The sequence below is a fragment of the Mycolicibacterium pulveris genome, assembly GCF_010725725.1.
GTDB classification, from domain to species: Bacteria; Actinomycetota; Actinomycetes; order Mycobacteriales; family Mycobacteriaceae; genus Mycobacterium; species Mycobacterium pulveris.
This window is the reverse complement of record NZ_AP022599.1, coordinates 3,790,091-3,811,538: the sequence shown is the minus strand read 5'-3', so window position 1 is coordinate 3,811,538 and position 21,448 is coordinate 3,790,091. Positions and strand designations below refer to the sequence as shown.

At 68.4% G+C, this 21,448-nt stretch carries 17 protein-coding genes; 5 read left to right on the top strand and 12 right to left on the bottom strand.

What is annotated here, in order from left to right; all coding sequences use genetic code 11:
* Positions 1-52 precede the first annotated feature (52 nt).
* The 3 genes from G6N28_RS18440 to cysD are packed head-to-tail and all read right to left on the bottom strand — an operon-like array spanning position 53 to position 3,593.
* The gene (locus tag G6N28_RS18440; protein WP_163902761.1) at positions 53-781 is read right to left on the bottom strand and encodes a 3'(2'),5'-bisphosphate nucleotidase CysQ; all 729 of its coding nucleotides are present in this window, start codon (positions 779-781) and stop codon (positions 53-55) included.
* The gene (gene cysN, locus G6N28_RS18435; protein WP_163902759.1) at positions 778-2,670 is read right to left on the bottom strand and encodes a sulfate adenylyltransferase subunit CysN; all 1,893 of its coding nucleotides are present in this window, start codon (positions 2,668-2,670) and stop codon (positions 778-780) included. The genes G6N28_RS18440 and cysN overlap by 4 nt, the downstream gene beginning before the upstream one ends.
* The gene (gene cysD / locus G6N28_RS18430) at positions 2,670-3,593 is read right to left on the bottom strand and encodes a sulfate adenylyltransferase subunit CysD (protein WP_163902757.1); all 924 of its coding nucleotides are present in this window, start codon (positions 3,591-3,593) and stop codon (positions 2,670-2,672) included. The genes cysN and cysD overlap by 1 nt, the downstream gene beginning before the upstream one ends.
* Positions 3,594-3,775: 182 nt before the next feature.
* Here cysD and G6N28_RS18425 point away from each other — a divergent pair, with 182 nt between their 5' ends.
* The gene (locus G6N28_RS18425) at positions 3,776-4,165 is read left to right on the top strand and encodes a PaaI family thioesterase (RefSeq protein ID WP_179962215.1); all 390 of its coding nucleotides are present in this window, start codon (positions 3,776-3,778) and stop codon (positions 4,163-4,165) included.
* Here G6N28_RS18425 and G6N28_RS18420 read toward each other — a convergent pair.
* The 6 genes from G6N28_RS18420 to G6N28_RS18395 all read right to left on the bottom strand — a co-directional run bounded on the left by G6N28_RS18420 (position 4,162) and on the right by G6N28_RS18395 (position 10,683).
* Positions 4,162-4,653 (bottom strand): beta-class carbonic anhydrase, encoded by a 492-nt coding sequence (locus G6N28_RS18420; RefSeq protein WP_163902752.1) that lies wholly within the window; start codon positions 4,651-4,653, stop codon positions 4,162-4,164. The two genes, G6N28_RS18425 and G6N28_RS18420, sit on opposite strands and share 4 nt — an antisense overlap.
* Positions 4,654-4,716: 63 nt before the next feature.
* Entirely contained in the window at positions 4,717-6,591 is a 1,875-nt protein-coding gene (locus tag G6N28_RS18415) for a glycosyltransferase family 39 protein (protein WP_163902749.1), read from the bottom strand.
* A 16-nt stretch (positions 6,592-6,607) separates the two neighbouring features.
* Entirely contained in the window at positions 6,608-7,861 is a 1,254-nt protein-coding gene (locus tag G6N28_RS18410; protein ID WP_163902747.1) for a bifunctional glycosyltransferase family 2/GtrA family protein, read from the bottom strand.
* Between the two features lie 165 nt (positions 7,862-8,026).
* Positions 8,027-9,610, bottom strand: a complete 1,584-nt coding sequence (locus G6N28_RS18405; protein WP_163902745.1) for a sensor histidine kinase — start codon at positions 9,608-9,610, stop codon at positions 8,027-8,029.
* On the bottom strand, positions 9,588-10,292 hold the full coding sequence (locus G6N28_RS18400) for a response regulator transcription factor (RefSeq protein ID WP_163906388.1): 705 nt from the start codon (positions 10,290-10,292) through the stop codon (positions 9,588-9,590). Before G6N28_RS18400 ends, G6N28_RS18405 begins: the two co-directional genes overlap by 23 nt.
* 133 nt (positions 10,293-10,425) lie before the next feature.
* Entirely contained in the window at positions 10,426-10,683 is a 258-nt protein-coding gene (locus G6N28_RS18395; RefSeq protein WP_163902743.1) for a hypothetical protein, read from the bottom strand.
* Between the two features lie 158 nt (positions 10,684-10,841).
* Between G6N28_RS18395 and G6N28_RS18390 the strand changes: the two genes are divergently transcribed.
* The 4 genes from G6N28_RS18390 to G6N28_RS18375 are packed head-to-tail and all read left to right on the top strand — an operon-like array spanning position 10,842 to position 16,250.
* A complete protein-coding gene (locus G6N28_RS18390; RefSeq protein WP_163902741.1) occupies positions 10,842-11,819 on the top strand; it encodes an oligopeptide ABC transporter permease OppB in 978 nt (325 codons plus the stop codon).
* Positions 11,816-12,739, top strand: a complete 924-nt coding sequence (locus tag G6N28_RS18385) for an oligopeptide ABC transporter permease OppC (RefSeq protein ID WP_163902739.1) — start codon at positions 11,816-11,818, stop codon at positions 12,737-12,739. Before G6N28_RS18390 ends, G6N28_RS18385 begins: the two co-directional genes overlap by 4 nt.
* Complete coding sequence (locus G6N28_RS18380) at positions 12,736-14,571, top strand: oligopeptide ABC transporter ATP-binding protein OppD (protein WP_163902737.1); 1,836 nt, start codon at positions 12,736-12,738, stop codon at positions 14,569-14,571. The genes G6N28_RS18385 and G6N28_RS18380 overlap by 4 nt, the downstream gene beginning before the upstream one ends.
* Before the next feature lie 11 nt (positions 14,572-14,582).
* Positions 14,583-16,250, top strand: a complete 1,668-nt coding sequence (locus tag G6N28_RS18375; RefSeq protein WP_163902735.1) for an oligopeptide ABC transporter substrate-binding protein OppA — start codon at positions 14,583-14,585, stop codon at positions 16,248-16,250.
* On the opposite strand, the gene G6N28_RS18370 is transcribed toward G6N28_RS18375, so the two are convergent.
* Genes G6N28_RS18370 through G6N28_RS18360 form a run of 3 tightly spaced genes read right to left on the bottom strand, consistent with a single transcriptional unit; the run spans position 16,240 to position 21,337 of the window.
* Positions 16,240-17,493 (bottom strand): alpha/beta hydrolase, encoded by a 1,254-nt coding sequence (locus G6N28_RS18370; protein ID WP_163902733.1) that lies wholly within the window; start codon positions 17,491-17,493, stop codon positions 16,240-16,242. The genes G6N28_RS18375 and G6N28_RS18370 overlap by 11 nt on opposite strands.
* Before the next feature lie 59 nt (positions 17,494-17,552).
* The gene (locus tag G6N28_RS18365) at positions 17,553-20,192 is read right to left on the bottom strand and encodes an AAA family ATPase (protein WP_163902731.1); all 2,640 of its coding nucleotides are present in this window, start codon (positions 20,190-20,192) and stop codon (positions 17,553-17,555) included.
* Positions 20,189-21,337: a metallophosphoesterase family protein gene (locus G6N28_RS18360; RefSeq protein ID WP_163902729.1), complete on the bottom strand. Its 1,149-nt coding sequence runs from the start codon at positions 21,335-21,337 to the stop codon at positions 20,189-20,191. Before G6N28_RS18360 ends, G6N28_RS18365 begins: the two co-directional genes overlap by 4 nt.
* Positions 21,338-21,448 lie beyond the last annotated feature (111 nt).

Here is a 21,448-nt window from a genome sequence, read left to right as displayed (position 1 = left end):
GGCGGATTTACTCGCACTTTTCCGCCCAAAGCGACATTTCGGCGGAAGGGAGCTAGGCGGTGACGGCGAGGACCGCGTCGGCCAGCTCGGGCCGGCACACCACCAGATCGGGCAGTCGCGGGTCGGCCTGGTTGTAGAGAAGCGGCGAGCCGTCGATGCGCGACGTGTGCAGCCCCGCGGCCCGGGCCACCGCGACCGGCGCGGCCGAATCCCACTCGTACTGCCCCCCGGCGTGCACATACACGTCGGAGAGCCCCTGCACCACCGAGGCGACTTTGGCCCCCGCCGAACCCATCTCGACCAGTTCACCGTCGAGCGCGTCACGCACGGCCAACGCGATCGCCGGAGGCCGGGTGCGCGACACCACGATCCTCGGCGTGGCCGGCGCGCCCGGCGGGGCGCTGACGGTCGGCGTGGCGAGCGTAATACCTTGTGCCGGAAGGGCAACCGCACCCGCGGCCACCGTGCCGGCTTGCCACAGCGCCACATGTACCGCCCAGTCGTCGCGGCCCGGTTCGGAGAACTCGCGGGTGCCGTCGAGGGGGTCGACAATCCACACCCGCTCCGCGCTCAACCGGACCGCGTCGTCGGCGCCCTCCTCGGACAGCACCGCGTCGCCGGGCCGTTCGGCGGCCAGCGCCGCCATCAGGAAGTCGTGGGAACGCTTGTCGCCGGCGTCCTTACGTTCGGCCTGGCTGGCCTCGGCGAGCTCGACGCGGACCTCCAGCAGCAGCTTGCCCGCCTCGGTCGCCAACCGCGCGGCGACCTCGTGGTCGCTCATCGCCTGCCTTCCAGGAGCTCGATCACCATGTCCGCGTGCTCGTCGACGCTCTGGTCGGGGGTGAGCCGCAGGTCGGGGTTCTTCGGGCGCTGGTACGGGCTGTCGATTCCGGTGAAGTGCGTGATCTCTCCGGCGCGGGCCTTGGCGTACAGGCCCTTCGGGTCGCGCCGCTCGCAGTCCTCGAGCGGGGTGTCGCAGAACACCTCGAAGAACTCCAGCCCCGCCTCGTTGGTCACCCGCCGGGCCAGCGCACGGTGCTCCTCCAGCGGGCTGATCGCCGGCACCAGCACCACCTGCCCGGACTCGGCGAGGATCGCCGCGACGTGGGCCAGCCTGCGCTGGTTCTCGGCGCGGTCGGCCATCGAGAACCCGAGATCGGCGTTGAGGCCGTGACGCAGGTTGTCGCCGTCGAGAACGTATGCCGGGATGCCCTTCTCGAGCAGCTTCTGCTCGACACGCATGGCGATCGACGACTTCCCCGAACCCGACAACCCGGTGAACCACACGGTGCGCCCCGTGGTGAGGCGGTCGGACGCGGTGCACAGCGATTCGTGGCGCACCGTGTTGGGGCTGGAGCTGCGCGTTCCGACGTGCGGCAGCACCATGCCCGCCGCGACGGTGCCGTTGGTGACCGGGTCGATCAGGATGAACGATCCGGTGGTCGCATTGCGGCTGTATTCGTCGAGCAGCAGCGGCACATGGCTGCGCAGTGAGATGCGGCCCAGCTCATTGAGTTTCAGCGCGGTCGCGGACTTGTCCCGATGCAGCGTGTTGACATCGAGGCGATAGTCCAGCGCGGTCACCTTGACCCGCGTGGTGCGGGTGGTGTGCTTGATCACGTAGTCGCGGCCCGGCTCCAGCGACGACTGGTCGGCCATCCAGCACACGGTGGCGTCGAATTCCTGTGCCACCCTCGGCTGGTTGTTCGGCCGGGCAATCAGATCACCGCGCGAGATGTCGAGGTCGTCGGCGAGGCTGACCGAAACGGCCATCGGCGGAAACGCTTCCTCGATCGGCCCGCCGGGACCCTCGATCGCCGCGATGCGCGACGACTTACCCGACGGCAGCACCACCACCTCGTCGCCCACCTTCATCACCCCGCTGGCCACGGTGCCCGCGTAGCTGCGGTGGTCCTGATGCTCGAGGGTGTGCGGACGGATCACATACTGCACCGGGAAGCGCACGTCGACGAGGTTGCGGTCACCGGCGATGTACACCTCTTCCAGGTGCGTCAACAGCGACGGGCCCTCGTACCACGGCGAGTTCGCGGACTTGGTGACGACATTGTCGCCGTGCAACGCCGACAGCGGGATCGTCGTCACGTCCTGGACGTCCAACCGGGCGGCGAACTCGTGAAAATCCTCCCGGATCTTGTCGAATTTCTCTCTGTCCCAACCGATCAGGTCCATCTTGTTCACCGCCAGCACGATGTGGCGGATACCCAGCAGCGACGCCAGGAACGCGTGGCGACGGGACTGCTCGAGCAGGCCGTGGCGGGCGTCGACCAACACGATCGCCAGCTGCGCCGTCGACGTCCCGGTGACCATGTTGCGGGTGTACTGGATGTGGCCCGGGGTGTCGGCGATGATGAACTTGCGCTTGGGTGTCGCGAAGTAGCGGTACGCGACGTCGATCGTGATGCCCTGCTCCCGCTCGGCGCGCAGGCCGTCGGTGACCAGCGCGAGGTCGGTGTAGTCGTGTCCGCGTTCCTTGGAAGTCCGTTCGACGGAGGCCAATTGGTCTTCCATGACGGCCTTGGAGTCGAACAGCAGCCGCCCGATCAACGTGGACTTGCCGTCGTCGACGGATCCGGCCGTGGCGATCCGCAGCAGGGTGGCAGACGGTAGCGCAACGGTGGCCTCGGCGATCCGCGCGTCGGTGCTCGTCATCAGAAGTAGCCCTCTCGCTTGCGGTCCTCCATGCCGGCTTCGGAGATGCGGTCGTCCGCGCGCGTCGCGCCGCGCTCGGTGAGCCGGGACACCGCCGTCTCCGCGATCACCTCCGACACCGTCGCCGCAACGGATTCCACGCAACCGGTGCAGGTGACGTCGCCGACGGTGCGGAACCGCACGGTCTTCTCGACGACCTCCTCGCCGTCCCGGGGTTGCATGTATCTGTGCACCGCCAGCAGCATCCCGTCGCGCTTGAACACCTTGCGGCGGTGCGCGTAATAGATCGACGGCAACTTGATGTTCTCCGCGCCGATGTAGGACCAGATGTCGAACTCGGTCCAGTTCGACAGCGGGAACACCCGGATGTGCTCGCCCTTGTGGTGACGGCCGTTGTAGAGGTTCCACAGTTCGGGCCGCTGCGCCTTGGGATCCCACTGACCGAACTCGTCGCGGAAGCTGAACACCCGCTCCTTGGCGCGCGCCTTCTCCTCGTCGCGGCGGGCGCCGCCGAACGCGGCGTCGAACTTGTTCTCCCGGATCGCGCGCAGCAGCGTGACGGTCTGGATGGGGTTGCGCGACGGGAAGGACTCGGCCACGCGGCCGGCGTCGATGTCGTCCTGCACCTTGGCGACGACCAGCCGCACCCCGTGTTCGGCGACGAGTTCGTCGCGGGTCTGCAGCACCTCGTCGAAGTTGTGGCCGGTGTCCACGTGCATGACCGGAAACGGCAGCCGGCCGGGACTGAACGCCTTCAGCGCCAGGTGCAGCATCACGATTGAGTCCTTGCCACCGGAGAACAGCAGCACCGGCCGTTCGAACTCCGCGGCCACCTCCCGGAAGATGTGGATGGCCTCGGCTTCCAGGGCCCTCAGGTGGCTGAGCTCGTATCGGCTCGTGCTGACGTGCTCGACGACAGTCATCTTTTCCTCATTAAGTTGGTAGATTTGACCAAATTAATTGCTATACCCGACTATGAAACCAGCGTGGTGGTTGCCATGTCAATGTCGCGGTTGACCGGCCCGCCGCTTACCCGCGACGTAATTGATCCGCTGCGGACACTTGAACCATGTCCACCGCTACCCCGCCCCGCACCGGCGCCGACGTGATGGCGCAGTTCCTCCCCCAGTCCCCGTTCGTCGCCAAACTTGGCATCGCGGTCGAGGTGCTCGACGCCGAGCAGGTCCGACTGCGTCTACCGTGGGACCCGGCCAACGTCACGATCGGCGACATGGTGCACGGCGGCGCGGTCGCGGCGCTGGCCGACGTCGCGGTGATGGCGGCCGCGTGGGCGCAGGCCGACATGCCCGACTCACTGCGTGGGGTGACGACATCGATGTCGGTGCACTTTCTGGCACCGGCACGCGCCACCGATCTGGTCGCCATCGGACGTGTGCTGCGCCGCGGCCGGACGTTGGTCAACTGCGACGTCGACGTCGTCAGACCCGAGGGTGCCGCCGTCGCGAAGGCGATCGCGACGTACAAGATCGGCTAGCGGGTGACCTCGGTGAGCTTGCCGGTGTCGTTGTCGAACACGAAGCCGCGCAGCGACTCGTGCTTGGTGACAAACGGGCTGGTCTCGATCCGGCGGATGGACTGCCGGACATCCTCTGCGGGGTCGGAGAACGCCTCAGGCACCCAGTCCGGCTTGATGCCGGTCTCTTCGTAGATCGCCTTCTGGAACTCTTCGTCTTTGAACGTCCGCATCCCGCAATCGGTGTGGTGGATCAGCATGATCTCCTTGGTACCGAGCAGGCGCTGGCTGATCGCAAGGGAGCGGATCTCGTCGGCGGTGATCACTCCGCCCGCATTGCGAATGACGTGGGCCTCCCCGTCGCTGATACCGAGCATCCCGTAGATGTCCAGGCGAGCATCCATACAGGCAACGATCGCCACGTGCTTGCTGGGCGGCATAGGCAACGGGCCGCGAAATGTGCTCGCGTACTTCTCGTTGTTCTTCAGATACTCGTCGGTTACGGACATGGTGTTGACCATAGCCAACCGGGCCGCCGTTTGTATCGCAACAGAATCAGGGCGAGCAGATTTTCACGCAGGTGGTCGGGCGAGGTCGTAAACAGTGGTCCCGCCGACATCAATCGGGGTGAAGTTCTGCTGCACCCACGCCGTGATCTCCTCGGCGGTGCTCGAGCCCCGCCCCGGTGGGCCGCCGTGGCCACCAGCGATGAAGTAGCGCACCTGGCCGTCAGCGACGTAGGCCTGAAACTGCTCCAAGGTGGGCGAGTTGTCCTGCCCGGAGAAGCCGCCGATTGCCATCACCGAGGCTCGGGTGCTGAGTTCGAGGCCGCTGGCCTCCATCGAGCCGACCGTTGCGGCCGCCCATCGGGTGTCGGTGTCCGCCACAAGGCGTTCCAGGGCGGGGTTGTCGCGTTGACCGGAGGGCGGGCCGGGTGGGCCCTGCGGTGGGGGGCCACCGAAGCCGTCCGCGGAGCGGGGGCCGGCGACGGCCAGCGGGCCACCGTGGGTTGCGGCCGTCGTCTCCACTGTGTACGCCGCCGTTGCCAGCAGCCCGAAAAGCATTGCAGCACAGATCACGACGACACCGACACGCCGGAGCCGACATGCCCCGAACACCAGGATCGACGCCACCGCTATCGATCCCACCAAGACGACCCAACGCAACGCAGGCCACCAGTCGGGGGTGCGGGCCAGCAGGATCACCGCCCACATACCCGTCGCCGCCGACATCGCGGCGAGGACTGCACGCGGCGCCAGAACCTCTCTGCGCCGCCATAATTCGCGCACCGAGATACCGACGAGTGCGGCGATCGCCGGCACCAGCGCAACGGTGTAGTAGGGGTGGATGATGCCGTCCATGAAGCTGAACACCGCGGCGGTGACGACCAGCCAGCCGCCCCACATCAGCAGTGCGGCGCGCACGAGCGATGTGCGGGGGGCGCGGCGGGTGAACCACAGTCCGGCCGCCAACCCGATCAGCGCGGCGGGCAGAAGCCACGACACCTGTGTGCCCATGGACTCGCCGAACATCCGGCCGATGCCGGGCTCGCCGCCGAAGAACAGGTTGTGCCTGTCGCCGGGCCCACCGGGCGGCGGCCCGCCGCGCCCCGGTCCCCCGCCCCCGGCGAGGCGTTCGATCCCGTTGTAGCCCAGTGCAAGTTGTAGCAGGCTGTTGTCGGTGGAGCCGCCGATGTACGGCCGGGAGCCGGCCGGCCACAGCTCGACCAGCAGGACGTACCACCCGGCCGACACAACCATGGCGACCGCGCCGACCGTCAGCTTGCCGAGGCGCTGCCACACCCCGACAGGCGCGGCGACCAGGAACGCCAGCCCGAGGCCGGGCACCACCAGGAACGCCTGCAGCATCTTCGTCAGGAACGCGAACCCGAGTGCGCAGCCCGCCAGCGCCATCCAGCGGGTGCTCGCGGTCTCCGTAGCTCGCACGACGCAGTACGCCGCCACCACCATCAGCAGCGTCAGCAGCGCGTCGGGGTTGTTGAAGCGGAACATCAGCGCCGCTACGGGCGTGAGGGCCAGCACGGTACCGGCGATGAGGCCCGCGGCCGGACCGCTGACCCGGCGGACCGCACCGTACAGCACCGCGACGGACCCGACACCCATCAGCGCCTGCGGCAGCAGCATCGTGAACGCGCTGAACCCGAACAGCCTGCCGGACAACGCCATCAGCCACAGGGCAGCTGGCGGTTTGTCGACGGTGATCGCGTTTCCAGCGTCCAGTGAGCCGAACAGCCAGGCCTTCCAGTCCTGGGTACCGGCCTGGGCAGCGGCGGCGTAGTAGTCGTTGGCCCAGCCGGACAAGCCGAGACCCCACAGGTACAGCACCGCGGTCGCCGCGAGCAGGACGGCCACTGCCGGGCGTACCCAACGGGCGGGTTCAGTTCGCGTGTCGCAGACGGCGGCCCGCGCGCCGGCGGTCAGTGTCATCGAACGTCCCTTTTCGTCAACGGGTCCGGTGCGGATGGAACACCCAGCCGCGCAACAGTACGAACCGGACCAGCGTCGCCACCAGGTTGGCTGAAACGAGCACGGCCAGCTCGATCAGATCATGCGGTTCGGGGACGACACCGTGCAGAACTGCGAGCGAGGAGCTGCTGATGGCGAGGGCGATTGCGAACACGATCAGGCCTTCGACCTGGTGGCGAGTCATCCGTCGCAGGCCGCCGATCCCGAAGGTGAACCGCCGGTTGGCGGCGGTGTTGCCGATCGCGGTGACAAGCAGCGCGATCAGGTTGGCCAGCTGGGCACCGCACCAGCCCTGCAGGAGCAGGAACAGTACGACGTAGGCCGCGGTGGAGACGACGCCGACGGACCCGAATCGCACGACCTGGCGGAACAATGAGCGCGGAGGCTCGCCGACCGCGCCGAGCTGGGCGGCGATGGTATGCACCGGGATCGAGCCATTGGCGAACCCGCCCAGCAGCCGGCCGATCCCGCGGAGGTCGGCGGCCGCAGTGGCCAGGATGTCGACGCGACTGTCCGGATCGTCCACCCAGTCGACCGGCACCTCGTGGATACGTAGCCCACTGCGTTCGGCGAGCACCAGCAGTTCGGTGTCGAAGAACCAGCCGGTGTCGGTCACGTGCGGCAACAGTCGCCGCGCGACATCGGCGCGGATCGCCTTGAACCCGCACTGCGCATCCGAGAACCCGGCCGCCAGAGTTGATTTCAGGAGCAGGTTGTAGCAGCGCGAGATGATCTCCCGCTTGGCGCCGCGCACGACCCGGGCGCCGCGTCCCAGCCGGGTGCCGATCGCGAGGTCGGAGTGGCCGGAAATCAGCGGCGCCACCAACGGCGCGAGCGCGTTCAGATCGGTCGACAGGTCGACATCCATGTAGGCGAGCACCTGCGCGTCCGACGTCGACCACACCGTGTGAAGCGCGCGGCCGCGGCCCTTCTGCTCGAGCCGCACCACCCGCACGGCGCTGAGCTCGGCCGCCAGCTCAGCGCACACCCGCGGGGAGTCGTCGTCGCTGGCGTTGTCGGCGATCGTGATGCGCGCCTGGAACGGGAAATCCTCCTGCAAATGGCGATGTAACCGGCGCACCGAGGCGGCCAGATCGGCCTGCTCGTTGTACACCGGGATCACCACGTCGAGCACGGGTACGCCGGCCGCGCGGGCCGCCACCGCCGCGTTGGGCCGGGATTGGAAGTGCATCCGCCCGCATTTCTCCCGTTCGAGGACGAGTTCGGTCATGTCCCCATCGTCGACGGGCCGCTTGTGTCCACCATGGGTCCAACCTGTGTGCGAGCTATGAATCGGCCGGCGGCCGCCCACTTCCCCATCGCGAGCAGACGCGAAATGCCCACGTTCGACCGGTTTTTGGACATGTCTGTGCCTGCTCGCCGATGATGGTGAGGGTCATCGCGGGAGGGTGACCATGAATCGGGTGCCGCCGGGGACACCGTCGACCTCAATGGTTCCGCCGTGGGCGCGCACGACGGCGGCGACGATCGCCAGACCGAGGCCCGTGCTGCCGCCGCGACGCGACCGCGACGAATCCCCGCGGGCGAACCGCTCGAAGATCTCCGGCTGCAACCACGCGGGGATGCCGGGGCCGTCGTCGGCGACCGTCAGCACCACCGCGTCACCAACGGTCAGCGACGTCGTCACCCTCGTGCCCGGTGGGGTGTGGATGCGTGCGTTGGCGAGCAGATTGCCGAGGACCTGATGCAGCCGTGCCTCGTCGCCGACGACCATCACCGGCTCCTCAGGCAGGTCCAGCGACCAGTGGTGGTCAGGACCGGCGATGTGGGCGTCGCTCACGGTGTCGAGGATCAGCCGTGACAGGTCCACCTGCTCGCGCTCCAGCGGCCGGCCGGTGTCGAGCCGGGCCAGCAGCAGCATGTCCTCGACCAGATGTGTCATCCGGTCCGCCTCGGACTCCACCCGGCTCATCGCGTGCGCCACGTCGTCGGGCACGTCACCCCGTTTACGTTGCGCCAGCTCGGTGTAGCCGCGGATGGCGGCCAGTGGGGTGCGAAGCTCGTGACTGGCGTCGGCGACGAACTGGCGCACCCGAGTCTCGCTGGCATGCCGCGCAGATAACGCGGACGCGATCCGGTCGAGCATCCGGTTCAGAGCCTCGCCCAGCTGTCCCACCTCGGTGTGGGCGCTGTCCGGGTCGACCTTGACGATCGGGGTCGGCAATCGCACCTCGCCGCGCTCCAATTCGAGGTCGGCGACCTGTCGGGCAGCCTCGGAAACCCTTGTCAGCGGAGCGAGTTGACGACGGATGATGATGATCCCCGCTGTCGTCGCCGCAATCAGCGCCGTCGCACCCACCACACCGAAGATGACCGCGACGGTGAGCAGCGTGTCGTCGACGTCGGAGGCGGGCAGTCCGGCCACGATCACGTCGCCCGGTGTCCGGAGTGCGGGCAGCGCGATCACCCGGTACTTGTCGAGTCCGTCGAGATAGACGGTGACAGGCGTGCCGGTCGGCTCGACGCCCGACAGTTGCTCGGTTGCGGCCGTGCTGACTTCGGCGCGGGTGCCGTCGGCGGTGATCACCCCCGCGTCGACCGTGCCGCCGTGTGACACCACCGCGCCCACCGTGCGGGCCGCCTGGCCCGGCGCATTGAGGAACGCCGGCCCTGGGCCAGGGTCATCGCGGATGATCACGCGGCGCGGGGGGCGGGGTTCGAATCCCGGTGGCAGCATGGGGCGGTGGCCGACGCCGGGTTGGTGCTCGTAACCCCGCGGCGGCATCGGCGGTGGGCCGAGATCGAACAGCCCGACCGAACGGTTGACCGTCTCCGTCAGCCGGTCGTCGAGCTGGTTGGTCAGAAAGTGCTGCAGCGCAACGACTGTACCCACCCCGATACCCGCACACACCAATGCCAGCAGCGTAATCTGGGCGGCCAGCAGCCGGGACCTCAGCGACCACGTCCGCGGCGAACGAAGCCGCATCAACCGCCGGTCACCGCGCGGGTTTGAGGACATACCCGGCACCGCGCACGGTGTGGATCATCGGGTCCCGCCCGCTGTCGATCTTCTTGCGCAGATACGAGATGTACAGTTCGACGATGTTGGACCGTCCGCCGAAGTCATAGCTCCACACACGGTCGAGGATCTGCGCTTTGGACAGCACCCGTTTGGCGTTGCGCATCAGAAAGCGCAGCAGCTCGAACTCCGTGGCGGTCAACGAGATCAGTTCGCCGCCGCGGGTCACCTCATGGCTGTCTTCGTCGAGCACCAGATCGCCGACGACGAGCTTGGCGCCGCCGGTTTCACTGGCCACCCCGGTGCGACGCAGCAGCGCCCGCAGCCGCAGCACCACCTCTTCGACGCTGAACGGCTTGGTCACGTAGTCGTCACCGCCGGCGGTCAGTCCGGCGATGCGGTCTTCGACCGAGTCCTTCGCGGTCAGCAACAGCAGCGGCAGCCGGGGGTTTTGTGCACGCAGCTTCTGCAGGACGTCGAGACCGCTCATGTCGGGCAGCATCACGTCGAGGACCACCACGTCGGGCGGCGTCTGACGCGCGGAGGCGATCGCGCTGGCACCGTCACCGGCGGTCGCGATCTCCCAGCCCTCGTAGCGCAGGGCCATCGACATCAATTCGGCCAGCACCGGCTCGTCGTCGACCACCAGCACGTGAATGGGCTTCCCGTCGGCGCGGCGCATCACCACGCGCGCGGATTCCTGCGCGTTGACCGAGCTGTCCACAGTGGGCACGGCTGGCATTCTTCGCCGCGCGCATGGGCTACTGCTGAGCGTTTCCTGTGCGTCGGCTGTGAATCTCGGGCGCGGCGCGCCGTTACTCCGCCGGCTCCTGCCCGATCGAGGACGGCGGCGTGGTGATCTCCGGGGTGGCAACCGAGGTCTCCGGCGCCTGCGGCGGCCGCGTCTCCGTGCTCGTCTCGCCCGTGGTGATCTCCGGGGTGGTGGTCGGCGGCTGAAGTGGTAACGGCTCTGCGGCACTGGTCTGCTCGTCGGCCACCACCAGCACGGCCATGCTCAGCAACGCTGCCGCTCCGACGGCCGCGGATGCCGTCTTGATCTGTCTGAAATTCACCTTCCACCTCCGCTCTTCCCGCTACGGGTAACCGCAGCCGGTGCAGGTCAAACGCCCGACGATTCGGCAACTGTCGCCATCACACGTCGCGTCGCGCCGCCAGTGCCTCGCCCATCTCCTAACCTGTGCGTCATGACGCGGACCGACGGACCGACCGCATGACGCGGTATCTGGCCCGCCGGCTGCTCAACTACGCCGTGCTGCTGGTCCTGGCGTCGTTCCTGACGTTCGGCCTGGCCTCCGTCGCCTTCAACCCGCTGGAGAACCTGCTGCAACGCAACCCACGGCCGCCGCAGGCCGTGATCGAGAACAAGCGGCTGGAGCTGAACCTGGACAAGCCCATCCCCGTGCGTTATGTGCACTGGGCGTCCGGGGCGATCCGGGGGGATTTCGGCACCACCATCGGCGGACAACCGGTGACGGAGGAACTGTGGCGGCGGATCGGAGTCAGCCTGCGGCTGGTGGTCATCGGTTCGGTCTTCGGTGCGGCGATCGGCGTCGTCGCGGGCGCCTGGAGCGCGATCAGACAGTACCGGATGAGCGACCGGGTGATCACGCTGCTGTCGTTTCTGTTGATCAGCACGCCGACGTTCGTGTTGGCGCCGCTGTTGATGCTCTCGGCGGAGCGGATCAACAGCCTGCTGGGATTTCAGCTGTTCGAGTACATCGGCGAGACGTCGCCCAACCCGGTCGTCGGCACCTGGAACCAGATTCTGGACCGGTTGCAGCATCTGGTGCTGCCCTCGGTCACGTTGGCGCTCACCGCAATCGCCGGCTACAGCCGCTACCAACGCAACGCCATGCTCGACGTGCTGGGTCAGGATTTCATCCGCACCGCACGCGCCAAGGGCCTGACCCGGCAGCGCGCGCTGTTCAAGCACGGGCTGCGCACCGCGCTGATCCCGATGGCCACCCTGTTCGCCTACAGCGTCGCCGGGCTGTTCACCGGGGCGGTGTTCGTCGAGATGATCTTCGGCTGGCACGGCATCGGTGAATGGTTCGTGCACGGCGTCAACACCCAGGACACCAACATCACCGTCGCGATCACGGTGTTCGCCGGGATCATCGTTCTGGTGGCCGGGGTGCTGTCCGACGTCATCCTGGCCGCCCTCGATCCGAGGGTGCGGGTGAGATGACAGAATCCGTCGCCGAGTCGTCGACCGCGGCCAAGTCGGGCGTGGGTGCCCACCGGTTCGCGTCGCGCCGGGTGCTGGTCTGGCGCCGCTTCCTGCGCAACAAGGCCGCCGTGGCGTCGCTGGTGCTGCTCGTGCTGCTGTTCGTCGGCTGTTACGCGCTGCCGCCGCTGCTGCCGTACACCTACCACGACCTGGACTACTTCGCGCTGCGGCAGCCACCGAGCACCGAGCACTGGTTCGGCACCAACGCCCTGGGCCAAGACCTGCTCGCGCAGACGCTTCGCGGCATGCAGAAGTCCATGCTCATCGGTGTCTGCGTGGCGTTCATCTCCACGGTGATCGCCGCGACCGTGGGCACGATCAGCGGCTACTTCGGCGGCTGGCGTGACCGCGGCCTGATGTGGCTCGTCGACTTGATGCTGGTGGTGCCGAGCTTCCTGCTGATCACGATCGTCGTACAACGCACCAGGGGCGACATCGTCTGGATGATCGTGCTGCTGGCGGTGTTCAGCTGGATGATCAGCTCGCGCATCGTGCGGGGTTTGACGATGAGCCTGCGTGACCGCGAATTCGTCGCTGCGGCGCGGTATATGGGTGTGCGGAACCGGCGCATCATCCTTCGCCACATCCTGCCGAACGTCGCATCGATCATCATCATCGACACCGCGTTGAACGTGGGAGTGGCGGTGCTGGCCGAAACCGGGCTGAGCTTCCTGGGTTTCGGCATTCAGCCGCCCGACGTGTCGCTGGGCACGCTGATCGCCGACGGCACCAAGTCCGCGACCACCTTTCCGTGGCTGTTCCTGTTTCCCGCAGGTGTTTTGGTGCTGATCATCTTGTGCGCCAACATCGTCGGCGACGGGCTGCGCGACGCGCTGGATCCCAGTGCCCAGCCCCTGCGGAGGGGCAGACGGAAATGAGCCTGCTGCAGGTTCGCGACCTCACCGTCGCGTTTCCCACCGATGCGGCGTCGGTGAACGCGGTACGCGGCATGAACTTTCACGTCGACCCGGGTGAAGTCGTGGCTCTAGTCGGCGAGTCGGGTGCGGGCAAGTCGGCCACCGCGATGGCGGTCGTCGGACTGCTGCCCGAGTACGCCGAGGTGTCCGGCTCGATCCGCCTTCACGACGACGAGCTGATCGGCCTCTCCGACGCGCGGATGTCGGCGATCCGCGGCAAGACCATCGGCACGGTGTTTCAGGATCCGATGTCGGCACTGACACCGGTCTACACCGTCGGCGACCAGATCGCCGAGGCGATCACCGTCCACCAGCGCGGCACCACCCGCCGCGCCGCCCACGCCCGCGCGGTGGAGTTGCTCGAGCTGGTCGGGATCGCCCAGCCCGAACAGCGGTCGCGTTCGTTTCCCCATGAGCTCTCCGGCGGCGAGCGCCAGCGGGTGGTCATCGCGATCGCGATCGCCAACGATCCCGACCTGCTGATCTGCGACGAACCCACCACCGCGCTGGACGTCACGGTGCAGCAGCAGATCCTCGAGGTGCTCAGGACCGCGCGGGACGTCACCGGCGCAGGCGTGCTGATCATCACCCACGACCTCGGGGTGGTGGCCGAGTTCGCCGACCGCGCGCTGGTGATGTATGCGGGCAGAGCCGTCGAGGTGGCCTCCGTCGAACGGCTGTACCACGACCGTCGCATGCCCTACACCGTCGGTCTGCTGGGCTCGGTGCCGCGCCTGGACGCCGCACAGGGGGCGCGGCTGGTGCCGATACCGGGTGCGCCGCCGTCGCTGGTCGCGCTGCCGCCCGGCTGCCCGTTCACCCCGCGTTGCCCGCTGGCCATCGCCGAGTGCAGTGCCGCCGAGCCGGAACTGGCCGAGGTGGGGCCCTCTCATTCGGCGGCGTGCATCCGCACCGAGCACGTCGTCGGCCGCAGTGCCGCCGAACTCTACGGCGTTTCCACCGAGCCGCCCCCCGCCCAGCCCGCCGACGACCTGCCCGTGGTGCTGCGGGTGCAGAACCTGGTCAAGACCTACAAGCTGACCAAGGGCGTGGTGTTCCGCAGGCAGGTCGGCGAGGTGCGCGCGGTCGACGGCGTCAGCTTCGAGCTGCAACGCGGACGCACGCTGGGCATCGTCGGCGAATCCGGCTCGGGCAAGTCGACCACCCTGCACGAAATCCTGGAACTGGCTCCGCCGCCATCGGGTTCGATCGAGGTGCTGGGAGCCGACGTGGCCTCGTTGGACCGCCGGGCCCGCCGGGCCTTGCGTGGCGATCTTCAGGTGGTGTTCCAGGATCCGGTCGCGTCCCTGGATCCGCGGCTACCGGTGTTCGACGTGCTGGCAGAGCCGCTGCGCGCCAACGGCTTCGACAAGGCACGGACCGAGGATCGGGTCCGCGAACTGCTCGACATCGTCGGGTTGCGGGCCCAGGACGCCGCCCGGTATCCGGCGGAGTTCTCCGGCGGGCAGAAGCAGCGCATCGGCATCGCTAGGGCGCTGGCCCTGCAGCCCAAGATCCTCGCGCTGGACGAACCCGTGTCGGCGCTGGACGTGTCGATCCAGGCCGGCATCATCAACCTGCTGCTGGACCTGCAGGACCGCTTCGGGCTGTCGTACCTGTTCGTGTCGCACGACCTGTCGGTGGTCCGACATCTCGCCCACCGGGTCGCGGTGATGTACAAGGGCAGCATCGTCGAGCAGGGCGACGGCGATCAGGTCTTCGACAACCCCCGCCACGACTACACCCGCAGGTTGCTGGCCGCGGTTCCGCAGCCGGAGGTCAATCGCGGCTAGAGTCGATCGGCATGAAGATCGGACGCTTCGCTGCCGCGACCCTGGCAACCGTGCTGGTGCTGTCTGGCTGTTCCGGCGGCAACGACGAAGCCCCGTCGGCCGGCGGGGCAGCAGAAGTCGGCGCCACCAACGACATCAACCCGCAACCGCGGGAGAACCTGCGCGAAGGCGGCAACCTGCGGCTGGCGTTGAACGACTTCCCGCCGAACTTCAACCCGTTGCACATCGACGGCAACACCGGCGACGTCGCCTCGCTGATGCGCCCGACGATGCCGCGCGCGTTTCAGATCGCCGCCGACGGATCCGCGAGCGTGAACACCGACTACTTCACCAGCGTCGAGTTGACGAGCACCGACCCCCAGGTCGTCACCTACACGATCAACCCCGAGGCGGTGTGGAGCGACGGCACACCGATCACCTGGGAAGACCTCAAAGCCCAGATCGAGGCCACCAGCGGCAAGAACAACCAGTACGCCATCGCCGCCACCAACGGCAGTGACCGCGTCGCCTCGGTGGAACGCGGCGTCGACGACCGACAGGCGGTGATCACCTTCGCCGAGCCGTGGGCCGACTGGAAGGGCATGTTCGCGGGGTCCACCGTGCTGTCGCCCAAGAGTACGACGGCTACCCCGGAAGCGTTCAACCAAGGTCAGCTCGAGCGCCCGGGCCCGTCGGCAGGACCGTTCATGATCTCCGAACTCGACCGCGGCGCGAAGCGAATCACGTTGACACGCAATCCGAAATGGTGGGGTGAGCCGCCGCCGCTGGACCGCATCACCTTCCTCGTGCTCGACGATGCCGCGCGCATTCCGGCCTTGCAGAACAACACCATCGACGCCACCGGCCTGGCCACGCTCGACGAGATGGAGATCGCCCGGCGCACAGCCGATGTCAGCATTCGACGCGCACCCGGCCTGGCCTGGTACCACTTCACGTTCAACGGGGCCCCGGGCAAGATTCTGGAGGACCCTGCGCTGCGCCGGGCCATCGCCAAAGGCATCGACCGCAACACGATCGCCGCGGTGACCATGCGCGGGTTGGCCGACAACCCGGTGCCGCTGAACAACCACATCTTCGTCGCGGGTCAGGAGGGATATCAGGACAACAGCGGTGCGGTCGCGTTCAACCCCGACCAGGCCAGGCAGGAACTCGATGCCCTGGGTTGGCGGCTCAACGGGCAGTTCCGCGAGAAGGACGGCCGCCAGTTGGTGATCCGCGATGTGCTCTTCGATTCGCTCAGCACCCGGCAGTACGGGCAGATCGCCCAGAACAACCTGGCCCAGATCGGGGTGAAACTGGAACTCGACGTCAGGCCGGCCGCCGGCTTCTTCACCGACTTCGTCACGGTCGGCAACTTCGACATCGCCCAGTTCGCGTGGAGCGGCGACGCGTTCCCGTTGGCGAGCCTGACCCAGATCTACCGCACGAATGCCGAAAGCAACTTCGGCCGGATCAGCAGCCCCGAGATCGACGCCAAGATCGAAGAGACCGTCTCGGAGCTGAATCCAGACAAGGCGCGCACGCTGGCCAACGAGCTGGACAAGATGCTCTTCGAAGAGGTGTTCAGCCTGCCGTTGACGCAGTCGACCGGAAACATCGCTGTGCGAAGCAGTTTGGCGAACTTCGGGGCATTCGGTCTGGCTGACGCCGACTACACCATGATCGGCTTCATGAAGTAACGTGCTGCGCGGTTCGCGAGACCCCGAGGGGCAGCGCCGCTTCCAGGGTCGTCGCCGCCGCGACACCCCACCGCAGGGCGCGGATCCCCAGCCCGGCAGGTCGGGAGTCCAACGCCGCCGAGCGGGCGGGCAGTCCTCCGGCCTTGCCCGCATAGAGCGCGGCGACGATGTCGAGCGCCGCGCGCTCCCGAAGATCGACGATGCTATGCCCGGCCGTCGCCAAGGTGACCAGTACCGCATCCGGGATCAGCATGGCGACCCGGCGGGCGACCTCCGGTGGGGTGATCAGGTCGCGCCCGCCGGAGACCACCACGGTGGGCCAGCGAAAGTTCGGCATTCCGTTGGCCAGATCGTAGGGTTCGGCGACGAAGTCAGTTGCATTCGAGGAACTTTCGCGGTAGGCGACCGCTGGATCCAGGGGCCGTCCGTCCGGGGCGGCGCCGTAGTTGAGCTCGCGGTAAGCGATGCGGCCCACCAGATCTGGTTCGTTGCGATACGGCGCTTTGCGGTCGAACACGAATCGGCTGACCCGGTCCATGGCAGACCACAGGAGGTGCCGACCGGCGAGCAGCAGGTCCAGCTGACGGTTCAGCAGGTCGGGACCGGCGAACCCGTAGACCGCGGTGGCGAGGTTCGTGGCAGCCGGCGTCAGGACGCCGTCGTCGACCAGCCGTCGCACCTTGGGCGCCAGCTCGGCGGTCTCCGGGTCGGCGCCGTCCCACAGCAGCCGTCGGGTCGCGTCCCGCACGGCGTGGATGTCGGCGGCGGACAGCACCGGCGAATCCAGCACCATCCCGTGCACCCGGCCGGGATGGCGCACACCGAAGCCGCCGGCCAGGTAGCTTCCATAGGAGGTGCCGTAGACGACGGCCTTGTCGACGCCGGCGTCGTCGAGCACGGCCGCGATGTCGTCGACGACCTGCTCGATGGTGACCGCCTCGGGCGGAAGGTCCACACCGGAGTCGTCGTACCGAGACATCCCGACGCCCCGGTGCTCGACCATGATCACGTCCAGCCCGGCCGTCGCGGCGCGGCGCCGAAACCCCCGGTACAGCGCCACCGAGGCGGCGCCGGGACCACCGGGGATGAGCAGCAGCGGATGCCTCGACTTGCGCCCGGCGCGCACGTAGTAGAGGTCGAAGCTGTCGTCGCCCCCGGAAGTCACCGGCCGGCGGACGGCACGCACGCCGGGCAGCGCTGCGAGCTTGTCGTGGGCGCGGCGACGCTTCGCGTTCATGGCCATTGCCTTCATTGTGCCCCGCCGCGAGTCACCGCGTCGTTGCCCGGCGTCGATGTGACGCGCTAGGCCGTAGCCGCCAACTCGATGTGCTCGGCGCCGGCGATGCCGGCATACCGCTGCGCATCACACGTCAGCACGATCACCTGGCCGTCGCCGCCGACCGCGTTGAACACCGCGCCCATCTTGGCGAGCCGGTCGGCGTCGGTGAAGCCCAACGCGTCGTCGATCACCACCGGAACGGTGTCCTCCTTGGCCACCAACGCCGCGCTGGCCAGCCGCGCGACGATGCCCAACTGCTCCTTTGCGCCGCCGGACAACGACTCGTACGGCACGGTGCGGCCCGACAGTGTGCGGCTGCAGATGCGCAGCGCGCTGTCGATCTCGACCTCGAAGGTGTCGCCGAAGACGATGCGGCCCAACCGTTCCACCTCGGTGCGAAACGGTTCGACGTAGCGAAGCCGCGTGGCGTCGCGGTGCCGGGTGATCACCGAACGCAGCAGTTCCGCGGCGCGCGCCCGGCGGCGCACCCGCGCGTACTCCGCCTGGGCATGCTCGCGTTCGGTTTCGGCCTCGTCGAGTTGTCCCTTGCGCCCCTGAGTGCCGTACACCTTCAGCTGGGTGGACACCTCCCGCAGCGCGTCGGCCATCTCGTCGTGGCGCGTCGCCAACTCGTCGGCCTGCCGTGCGGCGTCGCGCAGGGTCGCCGCGACGACGTCGGGCGCGGTGCGTGCAAGCTCCTCGCCCAGCTCCGTCACCAGAGCGGCCGCCCTGCGCGCCTTTTCGCCGTGTGTCTCGGCGTTGATTGTCAGCTCGTCGTCGGAGGCGGCCGCCCGCTGGTCGGCCAATCGCGCTCGCGCCGAGGTGATTTCGGCCTCGACGGTGGTGAGCTTCTCACGCAATGCCGTGGCCCGCAGCGCCCGCTGTCCCAGCCGTTTGGCCGCTTCCTCGGCGACCTTGCGGTGTGTTTCGCACTGCGCGACGGCCTGTTGATATGCGACCGATGCGGCGTCGAGTTCGGCGCGGGCCTGCGCGGCGTCGCGGGGACCGTTCGCGCCGAGGTCGAAGGGCTCACCGAGTTCGGCGAGCCGCGCTCTCAACTCGTCGACGGTGTCCTCACCGGTCAGCGCCTCCGCGGTGGCGCGCAACCGGTCCCGTTCGGCGGCCAGCTCTCGACGCCGCTGATCCAGCAGCCGCGCCGCGGCGACGTCGGCGGCACCGGCCTTACCCAACGCGTCAGCCAGGACTTGCTGGGCGGCACCAAGTTTCGCGCGTGTCTCGGCGGCTGTCGCACCGGGCACCACCCGCGCGGTGATGACCCCCGGCAGCTCGATGTCAGTCCGCGCACCGAACGACGACGACCACGTCTCACCGGCCCGCAACCCGACCGCTTCACCGTCGACACGCACCTCGATATCGCCGACCGCCGTGAGCTCCACCCGCGCCGACATCAGCTCGGCCTGCGCCGCCGCCCGTTCCACCGCGCCCTCGGCGGCCTCGATCGCCCGCATGTGCTCGTCGGTCAGTGAGATCTCTGCGAGTTCGGTGTACACCCGCCCGAGGTCGCGGTGGGCCGCGTCGATCTTGGCCAACCGGGCCGCGAGCCGATCCGCCTCGTCGCGATCGGCCAGCCGTTGCGCGATCTGCCTGGCGCCCTCGACGCGTTCCCGGCTGGTCTCCAGCGCGGTCCTGGCCTCTTCGGCAGCCCGCTGCGCGGCTTGCGCCACCTCCGCTGCGGTGTCGTGCTCGTCGGCGGCCTCGGTGACCGAGGCCTGCAGTTCGGCGATCGCGGCGGCCCGCTCGTCGATGTCGGCGCGCAGCCGTCGTCGTTCCGTGACCGCGGCGACCGCGGCCTGGTGCCCGGCCTCGGCGGCCGCGGCGACCAGCTCGGCTTCCTTGAGTTGGCGCGTGAGCTCCGCGACGGTTTCCGCGGCCTCCTGCGCCGCCGCGAGCCGCTTCGAGGCCTCGGCGCGTGTCGCCGCGACCTGCCCGAGGTTGTCGGTCAGCTCCGCATGGCGGCGCACCGCGTCGTCGACCTCCGCGACCGCGGCCGCCGACCGCGCCAGCGCCTCCTCGGCGGCGCGCAGCCGGCTGGTCGCCGCCGCCCACTCGCCGGTGGGCCTGCCGGTGCGGGTGAAATAGCGCAGGTACTCCGCCTCGATCCGGTCGATCAGCAGCGCATCGGTGCCCGTCTGGGCCTGCGCGGCGTCGGATTGCGCCTCACCGGCGGCCACGTCCAGCGCCCGCGACAGCGCGTCGCAGCCCGAGAGATCCACGGCCGCCGTCGACGTCGACTGCAGCACACGGTGCGCCTGCCACAGCCCGGTGTCGACGGTCTCCTCCAAGATGGCCCGCACCCTCTCGTGCGCTTCATCGCCGGTGAGTTGTTCGCGGTGCGGAGCCAGAATCGTCAGCGCGGTCTCGCAGCGTTTGTGGAACCGTTTGCGGTACTCGAAACGATATGGGCCGGTGGAGATTTCGGCGGTGATCTCGGCGCCGACGTCGGCGTGCGTCGGCTTGACCTGCTTGACCTCCTTCTTGCCCGACCGGTCCTTGGCCTCCAGCAGCAGGTCCAACGCCTCGATCATCGAGGACTTGCCGATCTCGTTGGCGCCGCTGACCACCACGACGCCGCGGTCGGGAAACTCGATCTCGCGGTGGGTGATCCCGCGGTAGTTCGTCAGCACCAGCCGGTGCAGTTTCATGCCACCCCCCTGTCGGCCAGACGCAGCAGCAGCGCCAACGCCGCGCGCGCGTCATCGGCGTCGTCGCCGTCGGCGCGCGCCGCGGTGACCAACTCGTCGACCGCGGACGCCGCGAACCCGCCGATGCCGAGGTCGTCGAACTCCCCGTCGGCGGGCACCACCGCGATGTCGGACTGCTTTTCGTCCACCCGCAACGCCGCGAACAGCCGGGCGTACTTGTCCAGGCAGGCGTCGAGAGCGGCCTTGTCGGTGACCGTCAGCGATCCGGTCAACACGAGCCGCACCACGGTGCGGTCCTTGTCCGGCATCAGGTCGAGGTTGATGTCGAGGTCGGCGACGTCGCGGTTGCTGTCCACCGAACGGCGCAACGTCACGAACCGCCAGCGGCCCACCTTGTGCGGTTCGACGCGGACCGGACGCGCCGGGTCGTCCTCGTCGACCTCGACCACCAGCACATGCCCGGGATCGGGTTCGATGTCGTCGTAGTTGGTGACCTCCGGTGACCCCGAGTACCAGATCCGGCCGGTGGAACCGACCTGCATGCGAGAGTGCTTGTCGCCCAACGCCACATAGTGCACGGCCCCACGGTTGACGGCCTGCTCCAACGCGGCCAGCCGGATCAGGGACGGGCGGTCCTTGTCGGGCACGAAGATGTCCACTCCACCGTGCCCGACGACGATTCTGGTCGCCCCGTCGGCGGGCAGGTCTGCGAGCACGTCGGCGACGGGATCGGCCAGCGGCGCTTTGGAGGTCCAGGGCGCCGCCACCAGCTGCAGGCCGGGCCTTATGTCGTGCACACCCGCGCGGTCCAGAACCGTGACATTGTCCGGGCGTTCGGCGGTGAACAGGGCGCTGGTGTACACCGACGACGCGTCCAGTGGGTCGTGGTTGCCCGGCAGCAGGTACACCGGAATACCGATGGCGCGCATGGCTTCCAGCGACTGGCTGACATCCCGAGGCGCGAGTTGGTTGTGCTCGAACACATCCCCGGCGACCACCACGAATTCCGCGTCGCTGTCGGCAGCCACCTGTTTGAGACCGGCCACCGCGTCACGGCGGGCGGCCGAATACCGGGGCTGTGCCTCGCCGTTGAGGAAGTAGCGGGTCATGCCGAGCTGCCAGTCGGCGGTGTGCAGGAAACGCATCCCGGCCCCCTTCTGCTCGTTCCTTTCCCGGGCATCGCGAGTGTATGACCGGGCGCCGACAAGTTCGGTGAGGCGCGGCGCGCCATGACGCCGGGTGCCCTACGGTGACAC